The sequence below is a fragment of the Pedobacter sp. AC402 genome, from assembly GCF_979252805.1.
The window spans coordinates 935310-947424 of record NZ_CEEDAI010000009.1 but is presented as its reverse complement, the minus strand read 5'-3'; the positions used below and the strand labels follow the sequence as shown (position 1 = coordinate 947424).

5 protein-coding genes are annotated in these 12115 nt (G+C 41.2%); all 5 read left to right on the top strand.

The features are described 5' to 3' along the window. The first annotated feature begins 31 nt into the window (after positions 1 to 31). The 5 genes from AC0IWE_RS14965 (at position 32) to AC0IWE_RS14945 (ending at position 12114) form a co-directional block, all read left to right on the top strand. A complete protein-coding gene (locus AC0IWE_RS14965; RefSeq protein ID WP_471793685.1) occupies positions 32 to 307 on the top strand; it encodes a hypothetical protein in 276 nt (91 codons plus the stop codon). A gap of 102 nt (positions 308 to 409) precedes the next feature. After that, the gene (locus AC0IWE_RS14960; protein ID WP_471793684.1) at positions 410 to 6916 is read left to right on the top strand and encodes a tail fiber domain-containing protein; all 6507 of its coding nucleotides are present in this window, start codon (positions 410 to 412) and stop codon (positions 6914 to 6916) included. A gap of 11 nt (positions 6917 to 6927) precedes the next feature. Next, on the top strand, positions 6928 to 7227 hold the full coding sequence (locus AC0IWE_RS14955) for a hypothetical protein (RefSeq protein ID WP_471793683.1): 300 nt from the start codon (positions 6928 to 6930) through the stop codon (positions 7225 to 7227). 102 nt (positions 7228 to 7329) lie between these two features. Then, a complete protein-coding gene (locus tag AC0IWE_RS14950) occupies positions 7330 to 7716 on the top strand; it encodes a hypothetical protein (RefSeq protein WP_471793682.1) in 387 nt (128 codons plus the stop codon). Positions 7717 to 7836: 120 nt separating this feature from the next. After that, a complete protein-coding gene (locus AC0IWE_RS14945) occupies positions 7837 to 12114 on the top strand; it encodes a pyocin knob domain-containing protein (protein WP_471793681.1) in 4278 nt (1425 codons plus the stop codon). Position 12115: the final 1 nt, after the last annotated feature.

Here is a 12115-nt window from a genome sequence, read left to right as displayed (position 1 = left end):
GTATTAACAATAAATATATAAACAATAAAACATGAAAGTAAATTTTAACAAGCCGCTATTAAATTTAGATGGATCAGAATCAGGAGAAACCCTGAACAAACTTTTAAGCAATATTTTGGCACAGGCAAACGAGGGGGTGACCGAGCCGATCAAATTCTTCGATTGGGCGATCAAGATCTTCAATGATGGCGAGGTTGAGCTTGACAATACAGATGCCGAATTGTTAAGGGGCTTTATCAAAAACCACAAGCAGCTTACCGTTTTTGCCAAAGGCAGGCTGTTAGAGGTGTTTAAGGCAAACGATTAGCATTTTAAAGAGACTAAGATATTAGCCCATAGGCTATAATACAAGTAAAGTGCCATGGCTTCTCGGAGCTGTGGTGTGCCGTTAACCCGATAGAGAAAAACTATGTCGAACATACCACCAATTGAAGATGGCTATATTGATGATGTCATTAAATCATCAGGCCCTTTAAAGCCCAACCTGAACAAAACCCAGGGTATCGAACTGCGTGCACTGGTAAAGCTTATGCGCGACCGTCTGGAAGGCGAGATCTCCGATCATTATGCCAATAACCAGGCAGCACTTTCGCAAAAGGCCAATATTGACCAGGTTGTTTTAAATACCACAAAGGTAAACGGCAAGCCTTTATCGGGGGATGTCGTGCTTGATAAGAACGATGTAGGGCTCGGGCATGTAGACAATACGTCTGATCTGGACAAGCCTCTGAGCACTTTTGCACAGGCTGCACTGGGATTGAAGGCGGATATGTTGGATGTAAACGAGCGTCTTTCGACCAAGGTTGACAAGGTTGCGGGCAAACAGCTTTCCACCGAAGATTTCTCAAGCGCAGAAAAAAACAAGCTTGCTGGTATCCAGGACGGTGCAACTTCCAACCAGAGTGATAGCTCCCTGTTGGCACGTGAACATCATACCGGAGTGCAGGGCATAGAAACGGTTACGGGACTCCGTTCCGAACTTGACGGTAAGGTCGGCCAATCAGAAAAAGGGCAGGGCAACGGCATTGCCACACTTGATGGCAATGGCAAGATTCCTCTGGCGCAGTTGAGCGAAGCACTTCTCGGTAGTGTGAACTATCAGGGCAACTATGATGCTGCAGGTAACAACCCATTGCTTCCGGCTGCTGCTGGGAACAAGGGCAAATATTATGTGGTAGCTGCTGCGGGCAGCCAGCAGGGACTGGAATTAAATATAGGCGACTGGATCATCTCCAACGGTAATGTTTGGGAACGTGTAGACAATAACAATAAGGTTACCAGCATAAACGGGAAGCAGGGATCTGTAATGCTTGGCAAAGTAGATATCGGACTGGGCAGTGTAGATAATACGAGTGATGCAGCCAAACCTATTTCTGCTGCTCAACAGGCTGCATTGGATGGTAAGGCCAATAACAATGGATCAAATGTTTCAGGGCTTTGGGGCATAGATATCAACGGCAATGCCAATACGGTAAGTATATTAAACAGCAACCAGATATTTACAGCTATAAACGGCTCCAATCTAGGTTCCAATACGCTCAATGTAAATATATTCGGCCGTTCAGCTTATAGCGACAGGCTTGGTAATGGTGCGGCTGATATGGCTTTTCACTGGCAGGGCCAAGATGGACAACCCAATTGGTTATGGGGTAGTAATGCACCTGGCGATATGTATGTTTACAATCCTGCAAATTTTAATGTGGCTCATGCTATTAATGCCGATAATGCTGCAAATTGGAACAGAAGTATTGTTAATGATTTTGATATGCCAGTCGGCTTTCAGCTTTTGGAAGCAGGAGGCGAGACAACCATTAATCAACCTATCGGAGGAAAATGGGGACAGGGAATCCAGTTTTCAACAAATAATAATCCAACATTTGCTAATCAGTTAGTTTTTACTGTAAATGGAAATTTATGGACAAGAACTAAGCAAGGAGCTGAATATACCAGTTGGGATAGAATTATCTCAGCATCACAACTAGGCAATGCAGCCTATTTAAATGCTTCTGTTTCATCCGTTGGAGATACAGTGGTTAAGCGAGATTCCAGTGGTGATATGTTTGCAAATGCGGTGCATGTTTTCGCAATTACCGAATCGAATAACCAAACCAACTATGGTACCTTGGGATATATGTATGGTGGTAATGGCGATAATTATATCAGGCGATATACATTCGATCATGTAAAGCAACAATTAGGTATTAACAATTTAGCTAGTCTTTTCCAACCCTTAGAAAATCAAAGGCTATCTAATTCAAATGCGGTACAGTTCCAGTCTGTATTTTTAAATGAATATGTCTCAACTCCTAAAATTGATTTACGTGGGGTTGCAAATGCCTCTTTCATTCAAGGTAACGGAGAATTTATTGATGTTAGGCCTTCATCAGACGTAAGGTTTCTAAATATTATAAATAATGATACACCAACGGTTGTTATTCATGCCAGAGACGGACAGGTTGATATGGCATTATTGGTGAGTGCAGCGATACAGAACACAGGCAGAACGCTAACCGGTACATTATCATTAAGTGCAACACCTCAAGACGTGGCTGATATCGATAAGGTATTGGTTGGGAAACTAGGAACTGGTGATGCCTATTGGGCAAGTAATAATTTCTTTAAAAATAACATATTAGGTTTAGGTAGTGCCGCATACTTAAATGCAAATTCTGGTCATACAGCTGTAAATCAGGTCGTAACTCGTGATGGAAATGCTGCGATGGGAGCTCAGGATGTATTCATAGGGGTTAAAAATGCTTACGTATCTGCCCTTTTAGATGGGAAGGCCAATACCCAATACTTGGCTGGAGCAAGAGATATGAATGAATATCTTCCTTCTGGTTTATACGAAATTGAGTCTGCTGGAGGCATTTTGTCCAATACGCCTGTTGGCGATACACAAAGCAATAATTTTTCCTACATCAGTATCGGTAGTCCAGGTAGGAATTTTCAAATGATGACAACATATGGAACTACCGATGTTCATGTTAGGAGCAGGACTACATACGATGGGATTAATTATAATTTCAGCGCATGGGAACGTTTGGTTAAATCAAGCGAACTTGGTAGTGCGGCACATCTAAACGTTGATATGTTGCCAAGTAACCATACCGTTGTTCAGCGCAACGAAGCTGGACACATTTTTTCAACTTTTTTCAATGCAAGTGATAATACCATTGAAAGTTTTATTCCCAGTGCATTGTATGCATATAATGGTTCTGATGGTTACTTAAGGAAAGTTAATGCAAACGGAATAAGAACATTTTTAGGCTTAGGCTCTGCCGCTTATTTAAATGGAAGCGGTGGTGACGAGGCAATTCAATTTGGTCATGTAGTAAAATATAATTCATCGGGATTTATTAGAACTGCCGCTAAAGATCACCTTCAATCAGGAGGGCTAAAAACTTTATATGGGGCCAAAGGAGAAGATGACTTTGTTTGGGCTTTTAATAACGATGCTGTTAAAGCCTTTTTAGATTATAACGGAAGTCAAATTTATTCTGATGTTTCCAATGTAAATGCAGATATCCAGGTATCGAAATACATGAGGTGGAAACAGCACGGTAGCGGTCACGTTATTTTTGATGCCTCTGCGGGAACTTCACCGACAGGAGCATCAATTGATAGAAACAACCCTCAGGTACTTGCTGATGGAGGTGTTAACCCTGTCTTAATGGGATGGAATGGCATTAATACATATGGGGTCCGTGTTGACAGTTCCAGGCTTGCCGACCATTCTTCAAATACTGATAAATGGGCTGGATTAAGCAGGACGGCCGGCATTGTAAACAGTAGCGAAATAGCCTACTTGCACATATTAAACGGTCAGGGCGATAATTCTGGATCGGCAGATAGAAATACAATCAAATCATGGCTGGGGCTCAATACAGATAATCAATGGAGTACAGCAGCAGGCGATATAGACTTAAATACATTATCTGATTTTATTGTTCAGGAATCTTATGGCGGCTCTACCAATGTTCCATTTGGGCAGCAATATAATTTAATAGTTAATTTTAAAACGCCATCCGGAAGTCCGAGAGGTTTACAATTGGCCTCTCATTATGGTTCTGTTGATCATTTTTATTTACGGAGCAAATTTGATATCACCGGTGAGTGGAAAGCATGGAAAGAAGTTGCTACGCATGATCAGTTAAGTTTTCAGTTGATAACTAATGGTGGTGCCATAACAACACAGGCCATTGGCGTAAATATGTACGATGGCCAAATAGCACCAACAATATCATTGGCCATTGGTGATAATGATACAGGTTTCCAAAGAGGAGGAGATGGTATAACAGGCTATTATTCCAATAGTAATCTTTTATACAATTTAAATGATCCGGCTTCAATTAAGAGTTTTTTAAACCTGAATGCAAACCAGGACCCATCATTTAGAAATTTAACTGCTAACGAAACGCATTTAAATAGGATATGGAGCTCTTATGGTGAAGCTAGCGTTAATAATTATTCTTGGACGGATGCTGCAATTACAACAACAAGTATAGAAATTGTAACAAGTGGTGGTAATGTTTATACTGACAGGGCACCAACATTGGCTTTTCATCGGTACGGATCAGGGGGGCCACAGTTTAGGTTAGATCCTATAGGTACAAATGTATTATATCTTGAAAGTGCTAATGCAAATTCGGCCCGTAGCGGTGCTACTTATGGTGGAGGAAACAATAACTATTTCAATAAATTGGTTATCGATGGTGGACTTCAGATAAGTGGAAATACTCAAATTGGAGGTGTAGGTGAGTTTAATGGATTCGAATTAGGTAATGGAGATCAGGCAAGCTATGATTCTTATAATTTTAGGTTTAGAGGATGGTGGGGAATGGGAATGTCCGATCATTTAGGTAACATTAAAGGGTATTACGATTTTAGAAGTGGTTCGTGGGATGTTAAAGGGGGATATAGGGTTAACGGACATATGATTGAAGATAGTAAACTTCAATCTACATCACATTATGGCACCTTTTGGCTCGAAAATAATTGGGATGGTACTTATTGGCAATTGCATTCCAATCATGGTGCGGCTGTTAATGTAGGTAGAGCAAATACTGCTGGCACAGCTGATGCCAGCAATTATGTGAATTCTCCAGATGGATCACGTCAACCCAATGATATTTTTCCACAGAATAATCCCAATCGGGTAAGATTTGATTTCGCCAATGCGGCAAATGTAGGTGTAGGAGGTAATTATGCTGGGGTTATGACCTATTCTCCTTGGTCCGGTACTACAGCCAGTACGGGCGATGCGTCATATCAGCTAATATTTGGTTCAACCGGCCCTAACGCCGAAGGGGTACCAATGCTCCGCATTAGAAAAGGTATTGATACTAGTTGGAACGGTTTCTACGATGTGTACACAAGTGCTGATATTGGCAAAGTGAGAAATGATTTGGGCCTTGGTGTATCTGCTTACGAAGCAACCACATTGCAGTTGGCCTATAATAGAGGTAATAGTTTAATTGGTTCTTTAAATATAGCCTCTAGTAGTACTACAGATACTGGATTCAATAGTGCCGGTTTGGTAATTAGAGAGGGCAACATGGGCGGAGCACCACAGGTTAAACCAAGATTATCATTTCATTGGGCTGGAGTAGTGGCTAGTCAGCTAATGCTAGAGTCTGATGGCGCCGTTTCTGTATTCAACAATCCAGGTACTGGTTACGAAAAATTTAGAGCAAGTTCGATAGGTACATATGAATTACGTTCAATTAATACCCGTTCTGATGGCGGTGTCGCTAAGATCGACTTTGCGGATATAGGGATAGGATATAATCTTTCTGCCAAGTATTGGACATTTTGGAACGGTACTGCTGAACACTATGGCATTACAAATGATTATAATGGTACTGGTGCTCAGCTATCTATCATTGCTGCACAAGCCGGAGGCAATATCAGATTCTATTCAGGTATGGATACTGGTACTAACCGGGGGATTGAAAGGCTGTCGATTGAGTCTAATGGTGATATTTACGTTAAGGGCTATACTTATTTCCATGGAGATATTAAAATAGGTTATAACCAAGGAGCATCCAGGATTACCATGGGAGATATTGACGAACAGCAAAGAGATATCCACTGTAACTCAAATAGAATTGGGTTCCTAAATGCTGGTGGTGGCTGGGGTGCGTATTGTAATAACGATGGCGGCTGGATCGCTGACAATTATATTGGTGGAGGACGCGTATTTGCCGGTTTTGATAGTGGTATCGCGGGCTCGGTGAGTGCTTCTAACTGGTTTAGAAGTAATGGTGCATCAGGCTGGTACAACGAAACTTTTGGTGGCGGTGTTTTTATGTCTGATCCAACGTGGGTACGTGTTCATGGAAATAAAGCGTTTTGGGCTGATAATGGAGCTAGATTTTTGGATAATATAACGATAGATAAATCAGGCCCGTATGGAACATTAACTTTTGGTATGTCGTCAAATGGAAATGATCCAGCTTTTATCCGTCATTTCGAAGCACCTAATGGGGGGAATAATGGAAGGATGGAGTTCTCTGTTTCTGATGATATCGCGGAAAATGATTATTTTTCTTTTGGATCAACTGCCGGAGGTAGTTTTCAAGAAACAATCCGGTTTACAACTGGCGGAAGTGCAAAGTTCAATGGATCGGTAAGTGCAACCGGTGGATTTTTCGATACTTCTGATATTAACCTGAAAACAGTTGTCGATTCTAAGTTTGATGTTTCTGAAATCGAATCGATAGCTTTTAAATGGAAAAATGGAGATGATAAGGTACATTATGGCTATTCAGCTCAGGAAGTTAAAAAAGCTATGCCTGATGCCGTAAAAGAGCAGGCAGATGGTACGCTTTCCGTTAATTATACTGAGGTACTTATTGCGAAAATCAACATGTTAGAAAACGAGATAAAGTTTTTGAAAAGCAGGTCTAACTAAGTTTTTAATCAATGAAAATAATTAAGAATAAAAACATGAAAGTAAATTTTAACAGGCCGCTATTAAATCTAGATGGATCGGAATCAGGGGAAACCCTGAACAAACTTTTAAGCAATATTTTGGCACAGGCAAACGAGGGTGTGAGCGAGCCGATCAAATTCTTCGATTGGGCGATCAAGATCTTCAATGATGGCGAGGTTGAGCTTGACAATACAGATGCCGAATTGTTAAAGGGCTTTATCAAAAACCACAAGCAGCTTACCGTTTTTGCCAAAGGCAGGCTGTTAGAGGTGTTTAAGGCAAACGATTAGCATTTTAAAGAGACTAAGATATTAGCCCATAGGCTATAATACAAGTAAAGTGCCATGGCTTCTCGGAGCTGTGGTGTGCCGTTAACCCGATAGAGAAAAACTATGTCGAACATACCACCAATTGAAGATGGCTATATTGATGATGTCATTAAATCATCAGGCCCTTTAAAGCCCAACCTGAACAAAACCCAGGGTATCGAACTGCGTGCACTGGTAAAGCTTATGCGCGACCGTCTGGAAGGCGAGATCTCCGATCATTATGCCAATAACCAGGCAGCACTTTCGCAAAAGGCCAATATTGACCAGGTTGTTTTAAATACCACAAAGGTAAACGGCAAGCCTTTATCGGGGGATGTTGTGCTTGATAAGAACGATGTAGGGCTCGGGCATGTAGACAATACGTCTGATCTGGACAAGCCGCTGAGCACTTTTGCACAGGCTGCACTGGCATTGAAGGCGGATATGTTGGATGTAAACGAGCTTCTTTGAACCAAGGTTGACAAGGTTGCTGGCAAACAACTTTCCACCGAAGATTTCTCAAGCGCAGAAAAAGACAAGCTTGCTGGTATCCAGGACGGTGCAACTTCCAACCAGAGTGATAGCTCCCTGTTGGCACGTGAACACCATACCGGAGTTCAGGGCGTAGAAACGGTTACGGGACTCCGTTCCGAACTTGACGGTAAGGTTGGCCAATCAGAAAAAGGGCAGGGCAACGGCATTGCCACACTTGATGGCAATGGCAAGATTCCTCTGGCGCAGTTGAGCGAAGCACTTCTCGGTAGTGTGAACTATCAGGGCAACTATGATGCTGCAGGTAACAACCCATTGCTTCCGGCTGCTGCTGGGAACAAGGGCAAATATTATGTGGTAGCTGCTGCGGGCAGCCAGCAGGGACTGGAACTGAATATAGGCGACTGGATCATCTCCAACGGTAATGTTTGGGAACGTGTAGACAATAACAATAAGGTTACCAGCATAAACGGGAAGCAGGGATCTGTAATGCTGGGCAAGGGAGATATCGGTTTAGGGAGCGTAGATAACACGAGTGATGCAGCCAAGCCTGTTTCTGCTGCTCAACAGGCTGCATTGGATGGCAAGGCGAACGGTAATGGCTCGAATGCAGCTGGCGTTTGGGCGATCGATATTAGCGGCAATGCAGCAACAGTAAACTGGAGTGGGGTGACAGGAAAGCCGACAAACCTAACACACTTTATAAATGACCTAGGTAATTATGGGAACTGGATAACCAAACCCCAAGCTGAAGAATGGTTTGCTAAATTAACAGGGGATGTATTTACTGGTCAAATAGAGGCACCATCATTTAAGATCAATACTCCTGATGGCCTGCTTTTTGGGAATGATCTTTTTGGTGGTGGCGGAGATCAAGCAAGAATATATATTGCGAGGGTTAATGATGAACTATCCAGCGAAAATCAGGAACTTCGAATAGAAATTGGTAATGACGCCCCTCTCGACAGAATATCTTTTAGAGCGTTAAACCCTGCTGGAATTAGCAATCCAAACGGAGTTTTTGTCGCTGACTGGGTGGTTTGGAATGCAGGGAATTTTAATCCAGCAAGCAAAAGCAATATAGAACATTCCCATATATGGGCAAACATTACCGACCGGCCAACCAATTTAAGCGATTTTAATAATAACTTAGGATTAGGCTCACTTGCCTATTTAAATAATGGTGATGTATTGTCCTCCTCTATAACTGGTAATGCTACAACTGCAACGACCTCACAGTTTGCTGAAAAAATCGATAATGATAGTTCATACATGCGTTTTCATTGGGCAGGCCAAGATGGACAACCCAATTGGTTATGGGGAGGTAATGCCCCAAGTGATATGTATGTTTACAATCCTGCTAATTTTAATGTTGCGTATGCAACTTTAGCCGATTTTTCAAATAATTGGAAAACATATGGGGTAAGCAACTTTGACGATGTTACTGGCTTTAAGTTGCTAGAATCATTAAGTTCAAACACTTTAAACCAGCCGAATGTAAATAGTTGGGGGCAGGGAATACAGTTTTCTACAAATAATAACCCATTGTATGTTAACCAATTAATCTATTCCGCCGATGGCCAATTATGGACGAGGTCTAAATCAGGAGGATCATTTGGTAATTGGGATAGAATATTGTCTTTTGGTCAGGATGCTACAAAATTACAGTCAACAACACATCAAGGAACGTTTTGGTTAGAGAATAATTGGGATGGTACTTTCTGGCAGTTACATTCTAACCATGGCGCTGGTGTTAATGTTTATCGTGCGGATTATGCAGCAGATGCAGAGCGATGGGGTGGATGGTTAGCAAACTTTAACACAGATATTTCGGATACTGGAAATCCAATAAATGCTATTGCAGTACGTGATTTGGGGGATGGTAAGTTTAAATTGGGTTACGCTCCACAGGTGCGGGAATTTTTAGGCTTAGGAAATGCGGCATATTTAAATGCAAGTGGAGGAAACGATCCTCTTCAGGGAAATCAATTAGTTAAATATAATTCATCTGGCTTTATCAGAACATCATCGAAAGATTATGCGCAAAATGAAATTCCATCTGTAATATATGGTGCTAAAGGGAGTGATGAATTTATTTGGGCTTTCACACCAGAATCTGTTAAAGGTTTTTTAGGGTTAGCAAGTGGCGCCTTTTTAAATGCGAATTCTTCCTCAATAGGTAATAGTTTAGCTTACCGAGATGGCAATGGATTTTTATTTTCAGAATACATCAATACGACAGGAGCATCTTCCAATATTGATGGTAGTGGTACTTTACAGATAAGAGGCCTTTATGGAGATTATGATAATGATGGCTACCACAGGCTATATAGTTCTTCTGCTGTTAAGGTGTTTTTGGGATTAGGTTCTGATGGTTCTGGATATTTTAAAGGATGGGAAAGAGGTTTTGAAAGTAAAAATCTGAATAATCAGGTAACTCAGGGATTTTATGATATTTATTCAGCTGATAATCCAGGCGGATGGGCAAATGTACCTAACGGTAGTATCTATGGTAGCCTGGCAGTATTTCACACAACTAATGTTACCACTCAATTGGTTAGTGATAGTTCGAACAGACATTTTATCCGTAGCGGTTATGGTAGTGGATCAAATCCTATTACTGCAAGCTGGAAAGAGTTGGCATTTAAAGATTCATTCGACGGAGCATATCAGCCTTTAGAAAACCAGCGGTTAAGTACAAATAACCAAGCCAATTTTGCCGGACTTACTATTAACGGTGGTGCCGATTTAATATTGGGTTCAAACGGGGGTAATGATATCGGCGATCTGGTATGGCAGGATACATTAGGAGAAAAGCATAGACTTTGGGATGGTGATGCAACAAATCAAACATTAACCTATCGTTATAGAGTAGGTATTGTGTATTCCATTTTACACTCAGGTAATTTTAATGTTTGGACCCAAGAGAAAGAAAACCAGAGACTATCTACTAATAACAATGTTAATTTTGAAAGGCTCTGGCTTAATTATGGGTCAAATAGTGGTAATTATTCATGGGTTGGAGCGGCTTTGACAACCAATAGTATCGAAATTGTAAATAGTTCATCTGAGATAACAGATGCTTCACCAACATTAGCCTTCCATAGATGTGGTTCTGGTGGGCCACAGTTTAGGTTAGACCCAACTGGTACTAATGTTCTATATCTGGAAAGTGCTAATGTAAATTCTGCCCGAAACCCTTTTCAATACGGCAGCGGAGCAAATAATTATTTTGCAGAATTCGTTGTTGACGGTAAATTACAGTCTAAAGGACGATTTAAAGCATATGGTTATACCTTTCTAGGTGCATCCGATGCATTAGGCTCAGAGCCGACGGTTACTTTGGCGATCGGTGATAGCGACACAGGTTTGCATTGGACTGCTGATGGCAATGTTCAATGGTGGTCAAACAATCAGGCGTTGTACAATATGCAGGATGTTTGGCGAACAAATAATTTTGACCCAAATTCGAAAGCCAACACCAGCCAGTTGCAGTTACAATATATCCGTAATTACGGAGGAGCAGAATTGTGGAGTGAAACAAATATTAGTACATTATATTCGGATGCCGCACTTCAATTAAGAGAAAGTCAACATGGTGCAAACACGGGCTTTTTAGCACCAAGGCTGGCCTTTCATTGGGGAGGAGTAACAGCCAGCCAGATAACTATTGAAAATGATGGTAGGATAGCCATCAAAGACAATCCAGGAACAGGTTATCAAAATTTTATTGCCAATAACGTTTATGGAGCTAACGATGTTTCAGCTAATTATACCTATGGCCAGATATTTACTTCAGGGGGAAGAATTTGGACTGGTTATGATAGCGGTATTGCAGGTGCTGTTAGTGCTTCAAATTGGTTTAGAAGTAACGGAAATTCTGGATGGATAAATGAAACTCATCAAGGCGGCATTTACATGGAGGATAGTACTTGGGTAAAGGTCTACAATGGAAAATCCTTTCTAGTTAACAATGAAGTAAATGCAAGTAGAATGGTCGTTAATAATGACTCATTTAAATCTACGAGTTTTAGGGGGATGGCAGGTGATTATGATCAAAATGGCAATTCTGATAAAATTATTTGGACCATTGGTGATAATTGGGCAACTATACAGAATATGTATGGAATTGGTTATCAATATAGTACAAAATATGGGAATGCTCATAGTGTTGTATTTAGGGTAAATGGAAATGTAACCTCAGCCATTAATTTAGAAAATGGTAATGGTTATTTTGACGGGAAAGTGATTGCGGGTACAGGCAGTAATGGAGGTTTTGAGAACACAGCCTATACCCAAGGGCATAATAATATCTGGAGATTACATTCAGATCCTGAATATGGTATAGCATACTATCAGAATTGGGGGTGCTGCTAGT

Bases quoted from the DNA above. Each gene is read 5' to 3' on its own strand.
- AC0IWE_RS14955 (WP_471793683.1), top strand. From the start codon at position 6,928: ATGAAAATAATTAAGAATAAAAACATGAAAGTAAATTTTAACAGGCCG.
- AC0IWE_RS14960 (WP_471793684.1), top strand. From the start codon at position 410: ATGTCGAACATACCACCAATTGAAGATGGCTATATTGATGATGTCATT.
- AC0IWE_RS14965 (WP_471793685.1), top strand. From the start codon at position 32: ATGAAAGTAAATTTTAACAAGCCGCTATTAAATTTAGATGGATCAGAA.
- AC0IWE_RS14950 (WP_471793682.1), top strand. From the start codon at position 7,330: ATGTCGAACATACCACCAATTGAAGATGGCTATATTGATGATGTCATT.